Annotated in this window: 21 protein-coding genes and 1 pseudogene; 9 read left to right on the top strand and 13 right to left on the bottom strand. The window is 67.9% G+C overall.

What is annotated here, in order from left to right:
* Nucleotides 1-3 precede the first annotated feature (3 nt).
* Entirely contained in the window at nucleotides 4-1998 is a 1995-nt protein-coding gene (locus ASE02_RS01930; protein ID WP_056730613.1) for an OPT family oligopeptide transporter, read from the top strand.
* On the opposite strand, the gene ASE02_RS01925 is transcribed toward ASE02_RS01930, so the two are convergent.
* The 11 genes and pseudogenes from ASE02_RS01925 to ASE02_RS01875 all read right to left on the bottom strand — a co-directional run bounded on the left by ASE02_RS01925 (nucleotide 1995) and on the right by ASE02_RS01875 (nucleotide 12052).
* On the bottom strand, nucleotides 1995-2234 hold the full coding sequence (locus ASE02_RS01925; RefSeq protein ID WP_056730611.1) for a DUF2188 domain-containing protein: 240 nt from the start codon (nucleotides 2232-2234) through the stop codon (nucleotides 1995-1997). The genes ASE02_RS01930 and ASE02_RS01925 overlap by 4 nt on opposite strands.
* 87 nt (nucleotides 2235-2321) lie before the next feature.
* Nucleotides 2322-2540 (bottom strand): annotated as a pseudogene (locus ASE02_RS01920) (GntR family transcriptional regulator); the annotation flags it as partial.
* Nucleotides 2541-2575: 35 nt separating this feature from the next.
* Nucleotides 2576-3322, bottom strand: a complete 747-nt coding sequence (locus ASE02_RS01915) for a PepSY domain-containing protein (RefSeq protein ID WP_056730607.1) — start codon at nucleotides 3320-3322, stop codon at nucleotides 2576-2578.
* Between the two features lie 7 nt (nucleotides 3323-3329).
* Nucleotides 3330-4031, bottom strand: coding sequence for a hypothetical protein (locus tag ASE02_RS01910; RefSeq protein ID WP_056730605.1), 702 nt, complete (start codon nucleotides 4029-4031; stop codon nucleotides 3330-3332).
* 85 nt (nucleotides 4032-4116) lie between these two features.
* Nucleotides 4117-6828, bottom strand: coding sequence for a TonB-dependent receptor domain-containing protein (locus ASE02_RS01905; RefSeq protein ID WP_056730602.1), 2712 nt, complete (start codon nucleotides 6826-6828; stop codon nucleotides 4117-4119).
* Nucleotides 6829-7509: 681 nt separating this feature from the next.
* Entirely contained in the window at nucleotides 7510-7833 is a 324-nt protein-coding gene (locus ASE02_RS01900; protein WP_056730600.1) for a copper-binding protein, read from the bottom strand.
* An 80-nt stretch (nucleotides 7834-7913) separates the two neighbouring features.
* Nucleotides 7914-8870 (bottom strand): copper resistance protein B, encoded by a 957-nt coding sequence (locus tag ASE02_RS01895; protein WP_056730598.1) that lies wholly within the window; start codon nucleotides 8868-8870, stop codon nucleotides 7914-7916.
* Nucleotides 8867-10579 (bottom strand): copper resistance system multicopper oxidase, encoded by a 1713-nt coding sequence (locus ASE02_RS01890; RefSeq protein WP_056730596.1) that lies wholly within the window; start codon nucleotides 10577-10579, stop codon nucleotides 8867-8869. Before ASE02_RS01890 ends, ASE02_RS01895 begins: the two co-directional genes overlap by 4 nt.
* A gap of 161 nt (nucleotides 10580-10740) precedes the next feature.
* Nucleotides 10741-11328, bottom strand: a complete 588-nt coding sequence (locus ASE02_RS01885; protein ID WP_056730594.1) for an RNA polymerase sigma factor — start codon at nucleotides 11326-11328, stop codon at nucleotides 10741-10743.
* Nucleotides 11325-11741, bottom strand: coding sequence for a periplasmic heavy metal sensor (locus ASE02_RS01880; protein WP_235536566.1), 417 nt, complete (start codon nucleotides 11739-11741; stop codon nucleotides 11325-11327). The genes ASE02_RS01885 and ASE02_RS01880 overlap by 4 nt, the downstream gene beginning before the upstream one ends.
* Nucleotides 11742-11758: 17 nt before the next feature.
* Nucleotides 11759-12052, bottom strand: coding sequence for a hypothetical protein (locus tag ASE02_RS01875; RefSeq protein WP_156405879.1), 294 nt, complete (start codon nucleotides 12050-12052; stop codon nucleotides 11759-11761).
* Nucleotides 12053-12166: 114 nt separating this feature from the next.
* Here ASE02_RS01875 and ASE02_RS01870 point away from each other — a divergent pair, with 114 nt between their 5' ends.
* The gene (locus ASE02_RS01870; protein ID WP_056730589.1) at nucleotides 12167-12637 is read left to right on the top strand and encodes a DUF411 domain-containing protein; all 471 of its coding nucleotides are present in this window, start codon (nucleotides 12167-12169) and stop codon (nucleotides 12635-12637) included.
* A gap of 12 nt (nucleotides 12638-12649) precedes the next feature.
* On the opposite strand, the gene fghA is transcribed toward ASE02_RS01870, so the two are convergent.
* Entirely contained in the window at nucleotides 12650-13480 is an 831-nt protein-coding gene (gene fghA, locus ASE02_RS01865) for an S-formylglutathione hydrolase (RefSeq protein WP_056730586.1), read from the bottom strand.
* Between the two features lie 134 nt (nucleotides 13481-13614).
* Between fghA and ASE02_RS01860 the strand changes: the two genes are divergently transcribed.
* The 3 genes from ASE02_RS01860 (at nucleotide 13615) to ASE02_RS01850 (ending at nucleotide 15235) form a co-directional block, all read left to right on the top strand.
* Nucleotides 13615-14133: a GNAT family N-acetyltransferase gene (locus ASE02_RS01860; RefSeq protein ID WP_056730584.1), complete on the top strand. Its 519-nt coding sequence runs from the start codon at nucleotides 13615-13617 to the stop codon at nucleotides 14131-14133.
* Nucleotides 14134-14234: 101 nt separating this feature from the next.
* Entirely contained in the window at nucleotides 14235-14825 is a 591-nt protein-coding gene (locus ASE02_RS01855; protein WP_056730583.1) for a beta/gamma crystallin-related protein, read from the top strand.
* Nucleotides 14825-15235: an META domain-containing protein gene (locus ASE02_RS01850; RefSeq protein ID WP_156405878.1), complete on the top strand. Its 411-nt coding sequence runs from the start codon at nucleotides 14825-14827 to the stop codon at nucleotides 15233-15235. Before ASE02_RS01855 ends, ASE02_RS01850 begins: the two co-directional genes overlap by 1 nt.
* A gap of 26 nt (nucleotides 15236-15261) precedes the next feature.
* Here the strand turns inward: ASE02_RS01850 and ASE02_RS01845 are convergent, their stop codons facing one another.
* Nucleotides 15262-16128: a LysR family transcriptional regulator gene (locus ASE02_RS01845; protein ID WP_200957590.1), complete on the bottom strand. Its 867-nt coding sequence runs from the start codon at nucleotides 16126-16128 to the stop codon at nucleotides 15262-15264.
* Between the two features lie 111 nt (nucleotides 16129-16239).
* On the opposite strand from ASE02_RS01845, the gene ASE02_RS01840 reads away from it, so the two are divergent.
* The 4 genes from ASE02_RS01840 (at nucleotide 16240) to ASE02_RS01825 (ending at nucleotide 22972) form a co-directional block, all read left to right on the top strand.
* Nucleotides 16240-17397 carry an isovaleryl-CoA dehydrogenase gene (locus ASE02_RS01840; protein WP_056730578.1) on the top strand — a complete coding sequence of 386 codons (1158 nt, stop codon included), beginning with the start codon at nucleotides 16240-16242 and terminating at the stop codon, nucleotides 17395-17397.
* Nucleotides 17394-19001 carry a carboxyl transferase domain-containing protein gene (locus ASE02_RS01835; RefSeq protein ID WP_056730576.1) on the top strand — a complete coding sequence of 536 codons (1608 nt, stop codon included), beginning with the start codon at nucleotides 17394-17396 and terminating at the stop codon, nucleotides 18999-19001. Before ASE02_RS01840 ends, ASE02_RS01835 begins: the two co-directional genes overlap by 4 nt.
* A gap of 2 nt (nucleotides 19002-19003) precedes the next feature.
* Nucleotides 19004-20893 (top strand): acetyl/propionyl/methylcrotonyl-CoA carboxylase subunit alpha, encoded by a 1890-nt coding sequence (locus tag ASE02_RS01830; protein WP_056730574.1) that lies wholly within the window; start codon nucleotides 19004-19006, stop codon nucleotides 20891-20893.
* Nucleotides 20894-21055: 162 nt separating this feature from the next.
* Nucleotides 21056-22972 (top strand): potassium transporter Kup, encoded by a 1917-nt coding sequence (locus tag ASE02_RS01825; RefSeq protein ID WP_056730572.1) that lies wholly within the window; start codon nucleotides 21056-21058, stop codon nucleotides 22970-22972.
* Nucleotides 22973-22983: the final 11 nt, after the last annotated feature.

The following is a 22983-nucleotide window of genomic DNA, read 5'->3' as shown; positions in this document are numbered from 1 at the left end:
TCGATGCGCGCCGAGGACAAGCGGGTCGAACTGACCCTCCGGGGGGTGGCCCTGGGCTGCCTGATCACGGTCGTGTTCACGGCCGCCAATGTCTATCTCGGCCTGCGGGTGGGACTGACCTTCGCCTCCTCGATCCCGGCGGCGGTGATCTCCATGGCGCTGCTGCGGGCGCTGAAGACCTCGACCATCTGGGAAAACAACATCGTCCAGACGGTGGCCTCGGCGGCGGGCACGCTGTCGTCGATCATCTTCGTCCTGCCAGGTCTGGTGATGGTCGGCTGGTGGACCGGCTTTCCGTTCTGGACCTCATTCTGGATCTGCGTGATCGGCGGGGTGCTGGGGGTCATGTACACCATCCCCCTGCGCCGAGCCCTGGTGACCAATTCCGACCTGCCCTATCCCGAAGGCCGCGCGGCGGCCGAGGTGCTGAAGGTCGGCTCGGCCTCACGCGAGGCGGCCGGCGGCGGCGAGGCCAAGGCCGGGCTCTGGGCCGTGCTGGTCGGCTCGATCGCCTCGGCGGCGGTGGCCGCCCTGGTCGGCGCGCGCGTCATGGCCGGCGAGATCGCCTACTGGTTCAAGCCCACCGCCACCACCGCGACCGGCATGGCCGGCGGCCTGCAACTGGCGCTGCTGGGCGCCGGGCACCTGATGGGCATCGCCGTCGGCATGGCCATGCTGGCCGGCCTGGTCATCACCTGGGGGGTGGCGGTGCCGATCATGACCCATCTGCACCCGGCCCTCCCCGGCACGGCGGCCGAGATCGCCCAGGCCGCCTGGGCCCCCGATGTCCGGTTCATCGGCGCGGGCGCGATCGGCGCGGCGGCGATCTGGACCCTGGCCAAGCTGGCCGCGCCGGTCTGGGCGGGCCTGGCCTCCGCCATCCGCGCCTCCAGCATCCGTTCCAGCGGTCAGGGCGCGAGCCTGCCGCGCACCGAGCGCGACATCCCCATCTGGATCGTCGGCGCCACCCTGCTCGGCAGCCTGGCCCCGCTGGCGGTGCTGTTCCACTCCTTCCTCTCGGCCGGTCCGCTGCAGTCGGTGTTGACGCCGCTGATCGTCGGCGGGGTGCTCTATGTGGTGGTGGCCGGGTTCCTGGTCGCAGCGGTCTGCGGCTACATGGCCGGCCTGATCGGCTCGTCCAACAGTCCGGTGTCGGGCTTGGCCATCCTGTCGGTGCTGGGCGCGGCCCTGCTGCTGGTCGCCCTGGCGGCCAAGACGGTGGGACCGACCGGTCATGCGGCGCTGGTCGCCTACGCCCTGTTCGTCACCGCCGTGCTGCTGAACGTCGCCACCATCGCCAACGATAACCTGCAGGACCTGAAGACCGGCCAGCTGGTCGACGCCACGCCCTGGAAGCAGCAGGTGGCGCTGATCGTCGGCGTCGTGGCCGGCGCCTGCGTGATCCCGCCGATCCTCGACGTGCTGAACAAGGCCTTCGGCTTCGCCGGCGCGGCGAACCTCGACACCATCTCCGACCAGCCGCTGGCCGCGCCGCAGGCGGTGCTGATCTCGACCCTGGCCAAGGGCGTGATCCAGGGCGACCTGCCGTGGACCTATATCGGCGTCGGCGCCGCGCTCGGCCTGGTGCTGGTCGTGGTCGACGAGCTGTTGCGGCGCACCGGCAAGTACAGCCTGCCGCCGCTGGGCGTCGGCATCGCGATCTACCTGCCCGCCGCCGTCACCCTGCCTGTGGTGATCGGGGCGGTGATCGGATGGATCTACGACCGCTGGGTCGCCAAGAAGCCGAACGGCGCGGCCGCCCAGCGCATGGGCGTGCTGCTGGCGTCCGGCTTCATCGTCGGCGAGAGCCTGTTCAACGTCGCCCTGGCCGGGCTGATCGTCGCCACCAACAATCCCTCGCCCATCGCGCTCGCACCGACGAGCTTCCCCGAGCAGTTCATGTGGGCGGGCGCGGGCGTCTTCGCCCTGATCGTGCTCGGCCTCTATCTGTGGACTGAGCTCAAGTCCCGCGACCTGCCGCCGAGCGCGGCGATCTAGTCATCGACATCGGCCTGCGGGCGGTCGTCGCCGGAGGAGACTTCGGCGTGCCACCGCCCCTTCTCGTCCTCATATTCGATGCTCGTGGTCGCGCCCGGCCGCTCCTGTTCGCGCGCCGCGGCGTGGGCCGCCCGCGAGGCTGCGTCATGGCTGGCGAAGGTTTCAGAATAGGTGCCGCCGACCCGGTAGGCCCAGCCTCCGTCGTGTTCGACGATCTCGTACTTTACCTCTGACATGGCCGCTCCGCTGGTCCTGAGCCGCCCCCGTCCGACAAGAAGGCTCGCCGATCAGCGCCGTTGCAAGCGCTACCGCTGCGGCCCGGGCGCCACGAAGGTTCCCGCGCGGCGGCGGCGGACGATCAACCCGCCCTTCGCCAGCGGCGCCAAGGCCTTGCTCACGGTCATTCGGGAGCAGCCGTAGGCGGCCATCAGCTCATGCTCGAACGGGATGCGCGCGCCCGGCGCCCAAGTCCCCGACGCGATCGCCTGGTAGATGTCGGCGCGGATCTTCTTGTAAAGCCAAGCGCCGCGGCCGGGGAGCATCGCCCCGTCAGTCTCGGCGTCTGTGCGTTCACCGATCACGGCTGGTTCGCGACCTTGCGCGTCTTGCGCTCGTCCTGCAGACGCTCGATGGGGTCCAGGACATAGGCGAAGTCCTGACGGCGGAAGCTGCGGAACAGCAGGATCACCCCGCTGAGGGCCAGCCAGGCCACGCCGCTCGCCACCGTGATGATCAGCGGATGGTTGAAGCTCTCGCGCTTGGTGTAGTCCATGATGTGGATCATCCAGAAGATGTCCCACAGCCGCCAGGTGTTGTTGCGGCGCTCCAGAACCTCGCCGGTCGTGGTCGAGAGCAGCAGCGTCGTCTGCTCCTTGTCGGCGAACTCCACTCGCCAGAGCGGCAGCGGCAGCGACCGGGTCTCGACGTCGCCGGTCTCGACCTTGCGAACCGAGGCCACCTTCTCCGAACCGCTGAAGGCGGCGATCGCCAACGCGGCGGCCTTGGCCTCGTCGACCGCGATCGTCTGGCCGCTGGTCGCATCGACCAGCTTCACGCCGGCCGGCGTCATAGCCTCATAGACATAGCCGTCGCCCAGCGGCCTCAGCTTCAGGCCCTGGATCGGGGCGCCGACCGCCTGCGACAGGCGCGCCAGGGTCAGGGGCTCGGCCGGAGCGATAGCGGCCGCCGGCTCACGAACCGAGGGCTCGCCCGAGACCTTGTGGTGGTCGAGCAGGGCCATCATCGCGCCGCTGATCGACCAGAGGACGAACTGCAGGCCAAGGATCAGGCCGAACCATTTGTGCAGGGTGCGGATCAGGAACATGGGGACCTCAGGCGCCGGCTTTGCGCGCGCGGCGACGGCGCCGGAAACTGTAGAGCAGGAGCCAGCCGCCGGTCAGCGAGGTGGCGACGGACATCCAGGTGGCGACACGCAGCAGGGTGTTGTTCATGTCCGTGCGCTCTTCGTAGTCCATGATGTGGAACATCCAGACGAAGTCGAAGGTGCGCCAAAGATCGTGGCGCTTGGCCACCAGCTCGCCGGTCAACGGCGAGATGTAGAGCGTCGGGCGCCACAGGCCGGCGAACTCCACCCGCCAGATCGGAACCGGACGGTTCTTGATTTCACTGGGGGCCGCATCAAGCAGCTCGATCTTCTCGATACCACCCACGCCGGCATAGTAGGACAGCGCCCGATCGCGCGCCGCGTCCTCGCCGATCGGCGACAGCAGCTCGCCGCTGCGGGCGTCGAACAACATGCGACCGGGGATCGCGTCGACGATATAGACCGGCTGGCCAAGCTGGGTTTCCAGCTTCACCGACCGCGTGCCGCCGGGGATCAGCGAGCCGGGTTCGACCAACCCGCCCAGGGCGATGGGCGCCGGCTCGGCCGCGCGCACCAGGTGGTCGCCGTGGATGGTGTCGATGTGGACCGCGGTCATATAGAGGCCGCTTACGGTCCAAAAGACCGCCTGCACGCCCATGATCAGGGCGAGCCACTTGTGGGTTTTTCGCGCCAAGGCTGGCAAGCGCATCTCAGGTTTCTCTCAACGCCGCACTGTTCTGGGAAACGACGCCGGACGGGATATGGGGGACCCGCCCGGCGCCAAGCCGTCTGACCTAGAACTGGTAGGTCAGGCGCACATAACCCCGACGACCGAGCAGGTCGTAGGTCATGGTGTCGGTGTTGCCGTCCGTGTAGCTCTTGATGAACGGCGCCTTGCGATCGAAGAGGTTGTCGACGCCGACGGCGATGTCGGCCTTCTCGGCGAAGCGATAGGCGATCTGGGCGTTGTGGTAGAACACCCGCGGCGCCTGGTAGCCGATGTCGTTTGGCGCGGCGTTGAAGTCGATGGCCTTGCCGATCATCTGAACCGAATAGGTGCCGGTCCAGGCCTCATCGGTGACCGAGAAGCTGGCGTTCGAACGCCACTTCGGGAAGCCGCCATTGCCGCTCCCGATCCGGCCGTCGAACTGGATCGGCGCAGCGCCTTCATAGGCGGTGATCAGATACTCGCCGAGATAGGTCGTGTTCCAGTCGAAGCTGGCGCGCGTCGGGCCCAGGTCGAAGTCGTAGTGGATGCCGATGTCGACGCCCTTCATCTCTTCCTTGCCGGTGTTGACCGGGATGGAGGAGAGGAAGTTGACCTCGCCGGTCAGCTTGCTGCGGGTGTAGTTGGACGGCCCGCAGAACGGATGGGTCAGGCCGGCCGAGGCGTAGCAGACCGCCAGCTTGGTGGAGCCGGGGATCGAGCGGATCGCGTCGGTGATCTTGATGTCGAAATAGTCGACCGTCACCGACAGGCCGCTGACCTGCGGCGGCGTGAAGACCACGCCCAAGGTCAGGGTCTTGGCCTTCTCCGGCTGCAGGTCCTCGTTGCCGCCATTGGTGGTCAGGATGGTGTTGCCGAGCTGCTTGAAGCCGGCCGGAACGCCCGAGGCCTTGCAGTTGGCGACCAGGGTGGCGTTGCCGCTCGTACTGTAGCCGCTGCAGGGATCAGCGGTCGTCAGGTTGCCTTCGGAGGTGCCCCCGAACAGTTGCGGCACGCTGGGAACGCGGAAGCCGGTGCCGTAGGTGGCGCGCAGGCGCAGGCCTTCGATCACCGACCAGTTGAGGCTGCCCTTGTAGGTCTGGTTGCTGCCGAACAGGTCGTAATCGGAATAGCGGATGGCCGCGTCGGCGACCAAGAGCTTCATCATCGGCAGGTCGGCCAGCAGCGGCGCCGAGACTTCCAGGTAGGCTTCCTTGGCCTGCATCTTGCCGGAGATGGACTCCTGCCGGTTGGAGTTGGCGATGCCTAGGACCGTCCGGGCGTCGGGGTCACGCCAACCCTTTTCCTCGCGATAGAGCAGGCCCGCGGCCGCGCCCACCGGACCAGCCGGCAGCTCGAACACGGTGCCCGAAAAATCGAGCGTCACGCTGCGCTGCTCGTTACCGCCGGTGTCGCGCGAGGTGTAGAGGACGTAGTCCAGCACTTCCTTCGACAGGCTGCCGGCGCCCAGATAGTCGCCGCAAGGTGTGGTCGCCCCAGGCGTACAGTCCAACGTCTGCTGTACGCGCTCCAGGTTGGCGATGTTGGTCATGGCGTCGATGCCGGTGTTGCGGCCCCAGTTCACCGCTGCTTCCCAGGTCCAATCGCCGACGATCGTGCCGCGGGCGCCGGCCACCAAGCGATAGGTGTCGGTTTCCTGGAAGAACTTACGCGGGCCGCCCTCGCCGATCCGGCGCGCCAGCAGGACCAGATCCTGGCCGGTCGGGTTGTTCGGGTTCGAAGCCTTGATCGTGAAATCACGCAGCGGATCGTAGGCGCCGGTGGGGGTGGCCGGATTGTGGGTCAGCCCGCCAGGGGTGGCCAGCTGGTTGCTCTTGCGGTGAGTGAAGAAGAACTCGCCGAACAGGCTGACATTGTCGGTCAGGTCGTAGTCGGCCAAGAAGGCGGTGCTGACCCGCTCGATGGGCGAGACCGCGTTCAGGAACGGGTTCGAGTTGAAGCCGTGCTTGGCCCCATTGTAGGGCTCGAAGAACTGGCCGTCAGCGCCCGCCGTCTGGCTGAAATTGACGACCCGGCCGTCAGCCAGGCGCGCACGGCCGCCCAGGGTGTTGCCGCTGTACGAGCAGATCAGCGCGCCATTGCTCTCGCCGAGGGCGCAGGGCGCCCGGCTCGCCAGATTGACGGCTTCGGTCTTCTGATAGGTGAGCGCCGCGGTCACGCTGCCGCGATCTCCGCGCATGCCCCAGAGCAGGTCGACGGTGTATTCGGCGCCGTCGTTCTCGTCGGTGATCCCGTACTTGCCCGAGACCTTCAGCCCGTCGAAATCCTTGATGGTGATGATGTTGACCACGCCGGCCACGGCGTCGGCGCCGTAGATGGCCGAGGCGCCGTCCTTCAGGATGTCCATCCGGCCGATGATCGCCGTCGGGATCATGTTGAGGTCGGGCGCGCTGTTGGCCCCGGTGCCGCCGTTCACGACCCGGCGGCCGTTGATCAGGGTCAGGGTGCGGTTGATGCCCAGGCCGCGCAGGTTCACCTGCGCCGTGCCGTAGCCGTTGCCGGTCCAGTAGGCGCTGGTCTGGCCGCCGGCGGCGCCGGCCGAGGCCGGAAGGCGCTGCAGCAGCGTTTCGACATTGGCGATGCCGGTGTTGGAGATCTGCTCCTGGCTGACCACCGTCGCTGGCCCAACGCCGCTGATGTCCACCCGCTTGATGCGGCTACCGGTGACGACCACTTCCTCAACGGCGCGCTCGGCGCTTTGAGCAAAGGCCTGACCACCCACCATGGCCGTCGTCAGCAGTGCGCTGGCGAACAGAAGATTCTTCGAAATACGGCTCATGCCGACCCCCTCATTCCCTCAGATCCACAGCTCGACCTGCCCGGCCGCGCCCTTCATTCGTCGAACTGTCTTGGCGTCCCACCCCGAGGCGTCAAGACATGTATATACATATTAAGTGGCGCAAACCGGGAACGATCTACTCCAAAATCTGCGCCAATAGGGAAAAATATCCCAAAAAATGGACCGTATCGGAATAGAATTCCAACACCTCGCCACCTTGCACCGAAAACGTCGTTATTTTGATTTTGATCAACACTTGCGGTCGACCCGCAACAAATTGTCAAAATGATCAAACAATATGCAGCCGCGCTTGATACATAGTCGACCAAAGAAGCAAATGGTCGCGCCGACAACGCGCCTACAGTTTCGCCTACGACCTCATTGAATTGATCGGAGGGCCGATATTTATTGAAAGTAGCTCGAATGAAATCGCTCTCGAACAGCTATTAGCCGAACGAAGTCGATTGCTATTCAGATTTGAGACGAACTTTTCTTATCCCTCCTCGAACCCACCCCGACCGGATCGCGTAGCGATCTCAGCCGCTCGATTGGGATACGCACCGACCGCCACGATCCCTCACTTTTGCCTGCGGCGCGCCGTGACAAGGGGACCAGTTCGCCCGAGGTTCGGAGGGATCTGGCGGCGGGCGAGCCTCGCCGCGCCGCCAGGGCCTCACGTTCTTAGAAGGGGCGGACGCCGACGATCACCTGACCGTTCAGTTGGAAGCGGATCTTCGCGCCCACCTTCATCTGCCCGATCAGCGCCTTGTCGGCGACCTTGAAGGGCATGACCATCGCCGGCCAGTTGAGCGCCTTGATCGGATCATGGGCGATGGTGACCGAGCCGGTCTTGGCGTCGATCTTCTTCACCACGCCGACCCCTTCGACGGTTCCGGCGGCCGGCGCCGCGGCCTGACCCGAATGATCGGCATGGCCCGCGTGCTGCGCCGCGGCGGCGGAGGTCACGGTGAGGGCGGCGGCGAGCGCCAGGATGATGGTCTTCATTTGCGTCTCCAGAGATGCGCGTTCAGCGCCTGTTGGGTGCGGCCGAAACCGCGGAAAAATCGAACGCCTCGCCCCGGCCCCTAGAACCAGGCCCGGACGCCGACGACGAAAGTGGTGCTGTCGCGGTCTTCGCCCGCCGCACGGGCCAGGTCGGCGGTCTCGCCGAACTTCCGCTCGTGCATGACCCCGACATAGGGGCCGAACTCGCGTTTGAACTCATAGCGCAGGCGCAGGCCAACCTCGGCGTCGGTGACCCCCGAGCCGATCCCCAGTTCGCGCACCTTCTGGGCCGCGAGGCTGAGTTCGGCGCGAGGCTCCAGCACCAGCTTCTGGGTCAGGCGGAAGTCGTAGGAACCTTCCAGCCGCGCCGACAGGTCGCCCTTGTCGGACAGGAAGGCCGCGCCCTCCAGCTCGAACCAGTAGGGCGCGACGCCTTCGAAGCCGAGCGTCGCATAGGTGCGCGACGGGCCGGGCTCGAAGTCGTGCCGCACCCCAACCTGCCAATCGAAATACGGCCCGATCGGGCGCGAATAGAGCGCCTGAAGTTCGGCGCTGTGCAGGTCGCCGCCGAAGACGCCCTCACCAGACGACTTCAGCACCAGCCGGTGCTGGTCGCCGCCGTACCAGGCCTCGCCTTCCCAGGCATAGGCGTCGTCGCCGGACTGAGGCCGGACCTCGGCGGTCGAGAGCATGACCTTCCAGGCCGTGCCGCCGCCATGCTCGAGCGCGAGTTGCGCACGCGCCGCGGCCATGGCCTGCGGGCTGTAGAAGCGCTCGGCCGCACGGTCGGTCGGGACTGGGGGAGCGGGCTCGGTCCCGATCGCCTCATCAGCCGGAGCCGCCGACATGGCCGGCATGTCATGGCCCGCATGGGGATCGGCCGGAGCAGGCGCCGCCGGCATGACGTGGCCTGCATGAGGGTCGGCCGGGGCCGCGGGCGGCGGCATGACATGCCCGGCGTGCGGATCAGCGGCCTGCGCCAGGGCGGGCGTGGAAAGAACGAGCGGCAGCAGGCCGATCAGCATCAACCGGCTCATGCGGCGCCTCCATCGAGCGGCCGCACGGTGACGACATTGAACATGCCCGCGTGCATGTGGAACAGCAGGTGGCAGTGGAACGCCCAGTCCCCCGGCTCATCGGCCGTCAGGTCGAAGGCCACCTTGCCACCCGGCAGCACATTGACCGTGTGCTTGCGCGGATTGTGCCCAGGCTTGCCGGTCACCACCTCGAAGAAGTGGCCGTGCAGGTGGATCGGGTGCGCCATCATCGAGTCGTTGATCAGCACCACGCGCACCCGCTCGTTGAAGCGGAACGGGATCGGCGCCTTCAGATGGCTGAACTTCTCGCCGTCGAACGCCCACATGAAGCGCTCCATGTTGCCGGTGAGATGGATCTCCATCTCCCGTGACGGCGGCCTTGGATCGGGGTTCGGGTCCAGAGAGGCCAGGTCGGTATAGACCAGCACCTTGTGGCCGACATTCTCCAGGCCCTGGCCGGGATCGCCGGTGCGATCGGCCGGCATCGGCGAGATCATCTGCACGCCAGGCCCCATCTTCACGCTCGGCGCGTTGCGCGGGTCCAGCATCATCGCGCTGTGGTCCATGTCGCCATGGTCCATCCCGGCCATGCTGGACATGTCCATGCCCATGTCGCGCATGTTCAGCAGCGGCCGCTCACGCAGCGGCGGCACGGCGGCGACCATGCCCGGGCGCGGGGCCAGGGTGGCGCGCGCCATGCCCGAACGGTCGGCGGCCTCAGCCACCAGGGTGTAGGCCTGATCTTCCGTGGGCTGAACGATGAAATCGTAGGTCTCGGCCGGCGAGATCTGGAACTCGTCGACCTCGACGGGCCGCACGTTCTGGCCGTCGGCCTGGACCACGCTCAGCTTCAGGCCCGGAATGCGGACATTGAAGATGGTCATGGCGGCGGCGTTGACGAACCGCAGCCGCACCCGCTCGCCGGGCTTGAACAGGCCGGTCCAGTTGTCCTTCGGCCCATGGCCGTTGATCAGGAAGGTGTAGGTCGAGCCGGTGACGTCGAGAACGTCGGTCGGGTCCATGCGCATCTTCGACCACTCGACGCGGTCCTTCAGCGGCTGGTCCTTGCCCGCGAGCAGGCCGCCGACCGTCTGCTTCTGCATGTTGAAGTAGCCGGCATGGGCCTTCAGCTTCCGCATCATCGTGTGCGGATGCATGAAGCTGTAGTCCGACAGCACGACCACATGCTCGCGGTCATAGGCGACGGGATCGGCGCCGGCCGGGTCGATGACGATGGGACCGTAGTGGCCCATCTGCTCCTGCAGCCCCGAGTGGCTATGGTACCAGTAGGTGCCGTTCTGACGGACCTTGAACTCGTAGTTGAAGGTCTCGCCCGGCTTGATGCCGGGGAAGCTGACGCCGGGCACGCCGTCCATCTGGAACGGCAGCAGCAGGCCATGCCAGTGAATCGAGGTGTCCTCGTCCAGGCGGTTGGTCACCGACAGCCGAACGTCCTGGCCTTCCTTCAGCCGCACCAGCGGCCCGGGCACCGTGCCGTTGATCGTCACGGCGTGGCCCTTGCGGCCGTCCACCTTGAACGGCGTGTGACCGATGGTGAGCTTGATGTCCTCGCCCGACACGGTGGGCAGGGTCGAGAGCAGGCCCGGCGTGGCGCTTTGCGCCCAGCTGGGCAGCATGGCGCTGACCGCCAGCCCCCCGCCGATCATGGAAGCGCCGCGCAGCAGCTGGCGCCGGTCGAGATCCCTCATGTTACGCGGTCCTCAGAAATTCGAAGATAGGCCGCGGCGCGTCGGAACGCGGGGCGGCGGGTACGGATACTAAAGGTCATGCTCGGCGAAGAATGAGGGTTCCCACGATGGGAGGGTCAAGACGCGGTACACAACAGATACGCACGCGCCGCGCGTCTCCCTCACTCGCCGGGGTCGAAATCCCTCAACCCCAACGCATCGCTCAGTTTCCGCCGGGCGCGATAGACCCGCGTCTCGATGGTCTTGGCCGAAACGCCCAGCAGCTGGCCCGCCGCCTGGTGGGACAGGTCTTCGAAGCAGGTGAGGATCAGCGGCTCCTTCAGCTTGGTCGGCAGGGCGGCGATGGCGCGGTCGAGCGCCGTCTGGCGCTCACGTCCGATCAGGCTGGCCTCGGCGTCGGGCGTCTGATCGGCCTGGGCTAGGGTGTCCTGCGCCTCCAGCGGGCGAGTTCCAAACACCATCCGGCGCACGGTCTCGCGCCGCCCGCGGTCACGGCACTTGTTCAGGGCGATGGTCCGCAGCCAGCTGCCGAACGGACGCGCGCCGTCATAGCGCCCGAGGTTGTTCCAGACGGCGACGAAGCTTTCCTGCACGGCCTCATAGGCGGCGTCGGCGTCGCCGACATAGCGACGCACGAACCGATAGAGGCCGTCCTTGTGGCGGCGCATCAGCACGGTGAAGGCGCGATCCTCCCCGGCCAGCGCCCGTGACGCCAGCTCGGCGTCCGTCGCGTCGTCCAGGTCGTTCACTTCGTTTCTTCGGTCAGAGCCTCTGACACGCGCTTGTCGAAGATCGCGGCCTGGTTGGGGGTCAGGATCGCCCGCATGTCCAGAATGTGGACGATGGTTTCCTTCTGGAGCTCGCCCATGACGTCATGGAAGTGCTCGATCGCGCTCGTCACCTCTGGCGAATAGCGATGCTGGGTCTCGATGGCGGCGGCGAGTTCGGCGTTGGCCAGCCGCAGTTCGGCCTCGCGGGCCCGGCGGCGGACCGCGAACTCGGTCTCCAGGATCTCCAGCTTGGCCTTCTGGTCGGTGCTCAGGTTCAACTTGCCATGCAGGAAGGAATGCAGCGACGGCTCGCGCTCGGCCCGCAGCACGTATTTCGCGCCGCCCCAGGCGCCCAGTCCCGCCGCCAGCGCGACCAGGACCAGCGTCAGCAAAAGTCCGCGCAGCCCCTTCAATGGCCGCCGCCCAGCAGGGTGGACGGCGCCAGGTGGGTGTTGACGGCGAAGACCGAGGTCTCGGTCGGGTGAGCGGCCGCCGCGACAGCCGAAGCCCCACCCACGGCGACGCCGACGACCAGCGACATGGCGATCGCCGCGGTTCGCAGCGGAATGAACGCGCCGAAGCTCCCGCGTTGCGGGCGCCGCTCGGCGATCACCCGCCACACGGCGGGCTCGACCTGGCTGAGATCGCGATCTGGCCCCTGCGCCCGAAGGCCGGTGATCAGGTCGTCCAATGGGTGACTCATCGAAAACTCCGCGAACGTCGCACCTGATATACGCCACGGGACGCCCAAACCCTCAACTGAGGGATGAAGCCATCGCCTGCGTATCTGCCTTATCGACACTGCTGGACGTGAAACATGACCCTTGAAGCCGCCGTCCTCCCCCGCCGTGGACTGATCCTGGGCCTGACCGCCGCCCTGGTCGCCGGGGGCTCTGCCCAGGCGGCGAGCCGCAACATCACGGTCTACAAGACGCCCTACTGCGGCTGCTGCAAGGGCTGGATCACCCACATGAGCCGCGCCGGCTTCAGCCCGAAGGTCATCGAAATCGAGGATCTGGCCCCGATCCGCGCCCGGCACGGCGTGCCGTTCCGCCTGTCGTCCTGCCACACCGGCCTGATCGGCGGCTATGTCGTGGAGGGCCACGTGCCGCCCAAGGACATCGTGCGCCTGCTGGCCGAACGCCCCAAGGCGCTCGGCCTCACCGTCCCTGGCATGCCGATCGGTTCGCCCGGCATGGAGGTTCCCGGCGGCAAGACCGAAGCCTACGAAACCCTGCTGCTGCTCGACGCCAACGGCCGCACCAAGGTCTTCGCCCGGCACGGCTGATCGGCGTTTCGCCTAGAGCCGCTCGGCGTGCCAGGCCACGTGGTCGGCGACGAAGCTGGTCATGAAGAAGTACGAGTGGTCGTAGCCCTCCTGCATCCGCAGGGTCAGGGCCACGCCCGCCGCCTCGCAGGCGACCTTCAGCAGTTCCGGCTTGAGCTGGTCGGCCAGGAAGTTGTCGGCGGTTCCCTGGTCGACCAGGATCTCCGACACCCGCGCCCGGCCCGCCTCGACCAGCAGGGCCGCGTCGTGTTCGCGCCAGGCGGCCTCGTCGGGGCCAAGATAGGCGGTGAAGGCCTTCTGGCCCCAGGCGCACCGGGTCGGCGAGCAGATCGGCGCGAAGGCCGAGACCGACTTGAACAGCTCCGGGTGGCGCAGGGTGAGCGTCAACGCCCCATGCCCGCCCATCGAGTGCCCGAACACCCCGCGCCGCGCGCCGTCGAGCGGGAAGGCGCCCTCCACCGCCGCGATCAAGTCACGAACGACGTAGCTCTCCATCTGGAAGTGCGCCGCCCAGGGCGCCTGAACCGCATCGACATAGAAGCCGGCGCCCTGCCCCAGGTCATAGGCGGGGTCGTCAGCCACGCCCTCGCCGCGCGGGCTGGTGTCGGGCGCGATCATGGCCACGCCGGCGCGGGCCGCCGCGGCGTAGGCGCCGGCCTTGGTAGTGAAGTTGTCCTCGGTGCAGGTCAGGCCCGACAGCCAGATCAGATAGGGGACCGGCCCGTCGGCCTGCGGCAGGAAGACGCTGAACCGCATCGGCGTGCCGGTCGCCGCGCTAGCGTGCCGGCAATAGCTCAAGGTTCCGCCATGGACCCGATGCTGCTGAAGAATTTCGACGCTCATCGACCCAGAACTCCCCGCGCTTGCGCGCCGCCAGACAAGCCGGTTCCATACCGCCCAGGAACACGGGAGGACAATCGATGAACCGGCTCGTCATTGAGACACCCTATATGCGCCTCAGCTAGAACGAGGCCGACATGACCGCTCCCGAACTCCGACCCTTGACCCCAGGCGACCTGCCGGCGGTGATGGCTATCCAGAAATCGGCCTTCGACCCGCTCTATCTGGAACCCCAGGAGGCGTTGGGCAGCCGACTGAAGATCGCCCCGACCTGCTGCTGGGGCGCGTTCCGGGGCGGCGACCTGCTCGCCTACATCCTCAGCCATCCCTGGCCGGCCGGCAGCCCCCCGCCGCTCGGTCAGGCCCTGCCGCCGCCGCCGGCCTGCGACAACTGGTTCGTCCATGACCTGGCCATCAGCCAGCAGGCGCGAGGCCTGGGGCTCGGCCGCGATCTCGTGCGCGCCGGGGCCGGAGCCGCCCAGCAACTTGGCCTGGTTCGCGGCGACCTGATCGCCGTCCAGGGCGCCTGGAGCTTCTGGGCCAAGCTCGGCTACGCCTCCCCCGCCACGATCCCCGAGGCCCTCAAGGCCAAGGTCGCCGGCTATAGCCCCGACGCCCGCTATATGACCGCGACCCTCTCGGAGCTGACCGCCTGACTCATTGATCGCGCTCCGGTTTTCGACAACCCTCGCGGGAACTACGGCGCCGCTTAGCCATTATAGGCATCTCGGCGCGCGCGCTTTTTGGGGAGTTTGTCATGCTGTCTCGCATCCTGTTGGCCTCGATGATCCTGCTCGGGGCCTCCGCGCCCGCGATGGCGCAGGACCGCATGGCGCCCAATGCTCAACTGTTCTCCGGCCCGAACTATACCGGCCGCAGCCTGACGATCATGCGCGAGACGCCGATCATCCAGGCCTCCTGGGCGCCGCGCAGCATCCGCATGGGCGGCGGCAGTTCCTGGGAAGTGTGCGAGCAACGCTACTTCCGCGGCCGCTGCACCGTCCTAAGCGGCAGCAGCACCAACCTCATGCAGCAGTTGGGCATCAGCGGCATCGGTTCGATCCGGCCCGCCCCCGGCGGCCCCGTGACCCTGCCCGGCATTCCCCCCGGCGGCGGCGGCGGCGGCCAATCGCTGAAAGGCATGGCGGCCGAGTTCTTCCCGGCCCCGGAATATCGCGGCCGCCGCATCGACTCCTGTAATTCCCAAGGCGGCTCGGCGGCCTGCGTCGCCCGCGAGGCCGACACCTTCTGCAAGTCGATCGGCTATGTCCGCGCTAAGAACAGCGCGGCCGAGACGGTCAGCGGGCGGATCATGCTGGCCGACGTGCTCTGCTCGCGGTGGAACTGATGCGGCTCTTCGCTGCCCTCAGCCTCGCCGCCGTCATGACCACCGCCTGCGCCACCACCCCGCCCGCCTCCGGCGGGGGCGGCTCCATCGCCGGCCCCGAATGGCGGCTGGAGGATCTGCTCGGCGGCGGGATCATCGACCGCTCGCACGTCACCCTGACGTTCGGCCCCGAGGGGAAAACCTCCGGTTCGGGCGGCTGCAACCGCTACTTCGGCAGTTGGACGCAGGCGGGCTCCAAGCTCACCCTGGGCAAGATGGGCTCCACCATGATGGCCTGCGCACCCTCGCTGATGGAGCAGGAGGGCAAGTTCCTGCGGTCGCTGGAAACCGCGTCCAGCTACGCCTTCACCCCCGACGGTGCCCTGGTGATCACCACCGCCCAAGGCCCGCTGAAGTTCCGCAAGGATTGACGTCTTTCCTCCCCCGTTCCCTTTGGTCACAGGGGAGGAAGGGCGCTTCCCAGTTCCCGCGCCGCCTGCACGAAGCCGCTGGTGCGGTAGCGAGCGGCCGGGCCGGCGTAGCAGAGACCGATGATCCGGCGCGGCGTGAAGCCCTCCAGCTTCACCCGCGCCACCCCGGCCTCGCGATAGCTGTCGGGCATGACGGTGATTCCCAGCCCCGCGCGCACCATCGCCATCACCCGGTCGTCGTTCACGCCGCGATAGCTGAAGGCCGGCCGGACATTGCGGTCGGTAAAGTAACGGCTGGTCTGCGCCAGCACCTCGCAGTGACGCCGCACCATCATTACCTCGTCGGCCAGTTCCTCGCCGCGTAGCGACACCGCCTCGGCCAGACGGTGGCTGCTCGGCAGGGCCAGGCCGTAACCTTCCTCGAACAGGCGCTCGCTGGCGAACCGCTCGGCACCGGGCCGCAAGATGGTCAGGGCCACGTCGGCCCGGCCGCGATCCAGCAAACTGATCACCTCGCGCTCCGAGCCTTCCAGCAGCTCCACCCGCTCATCGCCGGCGGCGCGCTGCGTCAGCGCCTGTTCCAGCAGGGCGGTCGGGATGGTCGACAGCACCGCCACCCGCAGCAGTTCGGTCTGCGCCGCGCCCGACACCGCCGCCTGCGCCAGGTTGAACTCGTGCTCGATGCGGCGGGCGTGAACCAGGAACCGGCTGCCGGCCTGCGTCAGGTGAACCCGGCGATTAGTGCGGTCGAACAGCCGGGCCTGCAGCTGGCCTTCCAGCTTGGCGATCCCGGCCGAGAGCGTGGGCTGGGCCACATTCTCCCGCGCCGCCGCCCGGCTGAAGTTCCCGGTCTCCACGATGGCCAGGAAATAGCGGAGCAGGTAGCGATCCATGATAGGTCACATCTATCATGTGGATCATGATCGTTCAATTTTGTGGATTGTTCACAAGCCGCTAGTTTTGCGAGGTTGTCTAAAGACCGCCCTCCAGAAGGCAGATCGAACATGTCCGGCCCCAGCTTCCAATTCGGCCTCGGCGAGACCGCCGACGCGATCCGCGAAACCACCGCGCGCTTCGCCGCCGATCGCATCGCCCCCATCGCCGCGCAGATCGACGCGACCAACACCTTCCCCCGCGAGCTGTGGCCCCAGATGGGCGAGCTTGGCCTGCACGGGATTACGGTCGAGGAAGAGTTCGGCGGCCTCGGCCTCGGCTATCTCGAGCACGTGGTGGCGATGGAGGAAGTCTCCCGCGCCTCCGCCTCGGTCGGCCTCTCCTACGGCGCCCACTCCAATCTCTGCGTGAACCAGATCCGCCGCTGGGGCAGCCCCGAGCAGAAGCGCCAATATCTGCCCAAGCTGATCAGCGGCGAGCATGTCGGCTCGCTGGCCATGAGCGAGGTGGGCTCCGGCTCCGACGTCATCTCGATGCGCGCCCACGCCCAGCATCGCGGCGACCGCTACGTGCTGAACGGAACCAAGTTCTGGATCACCAACGCCCCGCACGCCGACACCCTGGTGGTCTACGCCAAGACCTCGCCCGAGGAGGGCAGCCGCGGCGTCACCGCCTTCCTGATCGAGAAGGGCATGAAGGGCTTTTCCGTCTCGCCCAAGCTGGACAAGATGGGCATGCGCGGCTCCGACACCGCCGAGCTGGTGTTCGAAGACTGCGAGGTCCCGGAAGAGAACGTGCTCGGTCCGCTGAACGGCGGCGCGGGCGTGCTGATGAGCGGGCTGGACTATGAACGCGCTGTGCTGGCGGCCGGGCCGCTCGGCATCATGCAAGCCTGCCTCGACGTGGTCCTGCCCTACGTCCGCGAGCGCAAGCAGTTCGGCAAGCCGATCGGCTCGTTCCAGCTGATGCAGGGCAAGATCGCCGACATGTACGTCGCCCTGAACTCGGCCCGCACCTACGTCTACGCGGTCGCCAAGGCCTGCGACGCCGGCCTCACCACCCGCTTTGACGCGGCCGGCGCGATCCTGCTGGCCTCGGAGAACGCGGTGAAAGTCAGCCTGGAGGCCGTACAGGCCCTGGGCGGCGCCGGCTACACCAAGGAGTTCCCGGTGGAACGCCTGGTCCGCGACGCCAAGCTCTACGACATCGGCGCGGGCACCAACGAAATCCGTCGCTTCCTCATCGGCCGGGAACTGCTGGGCGCATGACCAAACTCGCCACCGCCATCGACAAGGCGAGCCCCGCCTTTGCGACCAACGACACCCACAATCGGGCCCTGGTCGAGCAGCTGCGTGAGCGCGCCGCCCATGCGGCCCTCGGCGGCCCCGAACACGCCCGCCATCGCCACGCCTCACGCGGCAAGCTACTGCCGCGCCAACGGGTCGAGCGCCTGCTCGACCCCGGCTCGCCGTTCCTGGAAGTCGCCCCCCTCGCCGCCCATGGTCTCTACAAGGACGAAGCGCCCGGCGCGGGCCTGATCACCGGCATCGGCCGGGTGTCGGGCCGCGAGGTGATGATCCTGGCCAACGACGCCACGGTGAAGGGTGGGGCCTATTTCCCGACCACGGTGAAGAAGCACCTGCGGGCCCAGGAAGTGGCGATGCAGAACCACCTGCCCTGCGTCTATCTGGTCGATAGCGGCGGCGCGAACCTGCCGCACCAGGCCGAGGTCTTCCCCGACCGCGACCACTTCGGCCGCATCTTCTACAACCAGGCCCGGATGAGCGCGCAGGGCATCGCCCAGATCGCCTGCGTCATGGGCTCCTGCACCGCCGGCGGCGCCTATGTGCCCGCCATGTCGGACGAGACCGTGATCGTGCGTGGCCAGGGCACCATCTTCCTGGGCGGCCCGCCACTGGTGAAAGCCGCCACCGGGGAGATCATCACCGCCGAGGAGCTGGGCGGCGCCGACACCCACGGCCGCCGCTCCGGCGTGGTCGACTATGTGGCCGAGGACGACGAGCACGCCCTGAGCATCGTGCGCTCCATCGTCGCCAACCTGAACACCGTCAAACAGGTCGAGATGGACATGGCGGCGCCGCGCCCGCCCGCCTACGCCCCCGAGGAACTCTACGGCGTCGTGCCCACCGACGTGCGCGCGCCCTATGACGTGCGCGAGGTCATCGCCCGCATCGTCGACGGCTCGGACTTCGACGAGTTCAAGGCGCTCTACGGTACGACCCTGGTCTGCGGCTTCGCCCGCATCTGGGGCCATCCGGTGGCGATCCTGGCCAACAACGGCGTGCTGTTCTCCGAGAGCGCCTTGAAGGGCGCGCACTTCATCGAACTGGCCTGCAAGCGGAAGATCCCGCTGGTCTTCCTGCAGAACATTTCCGGCTTCATGGTCGGCGGCAAGTACGAGGCCGGCGGCATCGCCAAGGACGGCGCCAAGCTGGTCACCGCCGTCGCCAGCGCCGAGGTTCCGAAGTTCACCGTCCTGATCGGCGGCTCGTTCGGCGCGGGCAACTACGGCATGTGCGGCCGCGCCTACTCCCCCCGCTTCCTCTGGACCTGGCCCAACAGCCGCATCTCGGTAATGGGCGGCGAGCAGGCCGCCAGCGTGCTGGCCACCATCAAGCGCGACGGCATGGAGGCCAAGGGCGAGACCTGGCCCGCCGCCGACGAGGACGCCTTCAAGACCCCGATCCGCGAGCGTTACGAGCACGAAGGCGACCCCTATTTCGCCACCGCGCGGCTGTGGGACGACGGCATCATCGACCCGGCCCAGACCCGAGACGTGCTCGGCCTCTCCATCTCCGCGGCCCTCAACGCCCCGATACCGGACACCCGGTTCGGCGTCTTCCGGATGTGACCATGATCAAGAGCATTCTGGTCGCCAATCGTGGCGAGATCGCCTGCCGCGTCTTCCGCACCGCCCAATCGATGGGGATCGCCACGGTGGCGGTCTATTCGGAGCCGGACGCTGACGCCCCGCACGTGCGCATGGCCGACCAGGCCGTGCTGATCGGCCCCGCCGCCGCGCGTGAAAGCTACCTGGTCGGCGAGACCATCATCGAGGCGGCGCTGGCGACGGGCGCGCAGGCGATCCACCCCGGCTATGGCTTCCTCTCGGAGAATGCGCAGTTCGCCGAAGCCGTGGTCGCCGCCGGCCTGATCTGGATCGGGCCTCCCCCCTCGGCGATCCGCGCCATGGGCCTGAAGGACGCCGCCAAGTCATTGATGGCGGCGGCCCAGGTGCCGGTGACGCCGGGCTATCTCGGCGAGGACCAGAGTCCCGAACGCCTGCAAAGTGAGGCCGACAAGATCGGCTACCCCGTCCTGATCAAGGCGGTGGCCGGCGGCGGCGGCAAGGGCATGCGCAAGGTCGAGCAGGCCGCTGACTTCGCCGCCGCCCTGACCTCCTGCAAGCGCGAGGCTTCGGCCTCGTTCGGCGACGACCGCGTGCTGCTGGAGACCTATGTCACTCGCCCCCGGCACATCGAGGTCCAGGTGTTCGGCGACGGCCACGGCAATGTCGTCCACCTCTATGAGCGCGACTGCTCGCTACAACGCCGCCACCAAAAGGTCATCGAGGAAGCGCCCGCGCCGGGCATGAGCGACGCCGCCCGGGCCGCCGTCACGCAGGCCGCCGTCAAGGCCGCCCAGGCGGTCGGCTATGTCGGCGCCGGCACCGTCGAGTTCATCGCCGACGCCAGCGACGGCCTGAAACCCGACCGCATCTGGTTCATGGAGATGAACACCCGGCTGCAGGTCGAGCACCCGGTCACCGAGGCCGTCACCGGCGTCGACCTGGTCGAGTGGCAGATCCGCGTCGCCTCGGGCGAGCCGCTGCCCCTGGCCCAGGACCAGATCACCCTCACCGGCCACGCCATCGAGGCCCGGCTCTACGCCGAGAACCCGGCCGGCGGCTTCCTGCCCTCGATCGGGACCTTGGAGCACTTCAAGCTGCCCGAGGACCTGATCCGCGTCGATACCGGCGTGGAGGAGGGCGGCGAGGTCTCGCCCTTCTACGACCCGATGATCGCCAAGCTGATCGCCCACGCCGCGACCCGCGAGGGCGCCTCGGACCTGCTGGCCCAGGCCTGCAGCGAGGTCGAGGTCTGGCCGGTGAAGACCAACGCCGGGTTCCTGACCCGCTGCCTGGACCACCCCGACTTCATCGCCGGGGACGTCGACACCAGCTTCATCGAGGCGCGCCTCGACGTCCTGGCCCCACGGCCGGCGCCATCGGAGGCCGCCCTCGCAAGCGCCGCGATGGCGCTCACCTTGGGCGACGAGGCCGAGCCCGCCGCCACCCCGTGGCGCGACCTCACCGGGTTCCGGCTGAACGCCGCGCGCGCGCCGACCATGCGGCTCTATCTGGGCGATGAAGGCTTCGACGCGCCGCTCGCCTCCGACGACCTCCCCGGCGACGCGCTGTTGACGCAAGACGGCGAGATCGTGGTGTTCGACGCCGGCGAGACCTTCGTGCTCACCGCCCGCCCGCCGATCAAGGACGCCGCCCACGCCGGCGGCGGCGACGGCGCCATCCGCGCCCCGATGCCGGGCAAGGTGGTCGCGGTCGCGGTCTGCGTCGGCGACAAGGTCACGCGCGGCCAGGCCCTGCTGACCCTAGAAGCCATGAAGATGGAACACGCCCTGACCGCCCCCTTCGACGGAGAGGTCGAGTCGATCTCGGTCTCGGTCGGCGATCAGGTCAGCGAAGGGGTGACGTTGGCGCGGCTGGCGGCGCCCCCGGCTTAGGCTGAGGCGGGCCCACGCCACCCGGCCCGGCCCCGCCCGCGAGCCGCGCCGCGCCTGGCTATTTCCGACCTTCCTGACGCGAGCCGATCGGGTGTAGCCTAGAACAATGCCCGCAAGAGATGTCGGCCACGCGTTCGGGATGAAACTGCGGGGGGCGGGCCGTTGCACACGGATTTAGATCCGGCGGCGCATGCCCAGGCTCGTCGGCGTTTCTGGGCGCTGGCCGTGGGCAGCGTCGGCGTGGTGTTCGGCGATATCGGCACCAGCCCGCTCTATTCGTTTCGCGAGGCGCTGGGCCAGGCCGGCGGCATCACCGACGCGGCGGTCATGGGCGTCGTCTCCCTGGCGCTGTGGGCGCTGATCCTCGTCGTCACGGTCAAGTACGTGCTGTTCCTCATGCGCGCCGACAACAACGGCGAGGGCGGGGTGCTGTCGCTCGCCGCCCTGGCCGAGGCGGCGGTGGGACGACGCACGCCGCTGATCTTCGCGCTCAGCGTCACCGGCGCGGCGCTGTTCTATGGCGACGCCATCATCACGCCGGCGATCTCAGTACTCTCGGCCGTCGAGGGCCTGAGGACCGTGCCCGCCCTGGCCGACCATATCAGCCAGGGCATGGTGATCGGCGCCAGCATCGCCATCCTCACCGGCTTGTTTCTCGTCCAGTCGCGCGGCACAGCCGGGGTCGGCCGATGGTTCGGCCCGATCTGCATCCTGTGGTTCGTCGCCATCGCCGCGATCGGGGTCCCGCACATCCTCGCCAACCCCGAGGTGGTCAGCGCGATCAGCCCGCATCATGCGGTGAACTTCCTGCTCCATCACGGACTGGCCGGGTTCTTCGTGCTGGGCTCAGTCTTCCTGACCGTCACCGGGGCCGAGGCCCTGTTCGCCGACATGGGACATTTCGGCCGCTGGCCGATCCAGGCCTCTTGGCTGTTCTTCGCGCTGCCGGCCCTGGTGCTCAACTATCTGGGCCAGGGGGCGTTCGCCCTGCACCACATCGCCACGGCGAACGGCCAGCCGGTGGAGAACGCCGACTGGTTCTTCCAGATGACCCCGGTGCTGTTCAGGGCGCCGATGGTGCTGCTGGCGACCATGGCGACGGTGATCGCCAGCCAAGCCGTGATCACCGGGGCCTTCTCGCTGACCAACCAGGCCATTCAGCTGGGCTACCTTCCGCGGCTGACGGTCCTGCGGACCTCGGAGACCATGGCCGGCGAGATCTACATTCCGCAGATCACCCTGCTGCTCGCCATCGGGGTGGTGCTGCTGATCGGCGTCTTCCACAGCTCCAGCGGCCTGGCGCACGCCTATGGCCTTGCGGTGACGGGGACCATGGTCGTCACGACCTGCCTGGCCTTCATCGTGGTCACCCGCAAGTGGCGCTGGCCGCTCTGGGGCGCGATCGCTCTGGTCGGCCCGATGCTGGTGATCGACACGATCTTCCTGGGCGCCAACGCCCTGAAGCTGCTCTCGGGAGGTTTCGTGCCGGTGGCGATCGGCGCGGCGCTGTTCTTCCTGATGGCCACCTGGGCGCGCGGGACCGACCTGGTCCGGCGACGCTCGGAGCGCGACACGCCGTTACTGGCGGACATCATGCCGATCCTGGCCTCGCGGTCCGTCCATCGCGTACCCGGCACAGCGGTGTTCCTGACATCGGACCCCAGCCGCACGCCCGGCGCGCTGCTGCACAATCTCAAGCACAACAAGGTGCTTCACCTGACGAACCTGATCCTCAGCGTTCGAACCGCCCAGACCCCTCGGGCGAGCCCGGCCGAGCACGTCGAGATCGAGCGGCTCTCCGACGACTTCACCAAGATCGTGCTGACCTACGGCTACATGGAGACGCCGAACATCCCGCGCGCCCTGGCCGGCCTGCGCAAGCAGGGCCTGAAGCTGGACATCATGAGCACGTCGTTCTTCGTGGGACGGCGGACCATCGTCCACGCGCCTCACTCGCTGCTGCCACCCGGCATGGACAGGCTCTACATCTGGATGAGCAAGAACGCCGCCGACCCGATCGACTTCTTCCGGCTCCCGCCGGGACGGGTCGTGGAACTCGGCACCCAGATGAGCGTCTGACCGCGCCCTAG

This window comes from Phenylobacterium sp. Root700 (assembly GCF_001429025.1).
In the GTDB taxonomy this organism is placed as follows: domain Bacteria; phylum Pseudomonadota; class Alphaproteobacteria; order Caulobacterales; family Caulobacteraceae; genus Phenylobacterium.
This window is presented reverse-complemented; position numbering and strand designations above follow the sequence as displayed.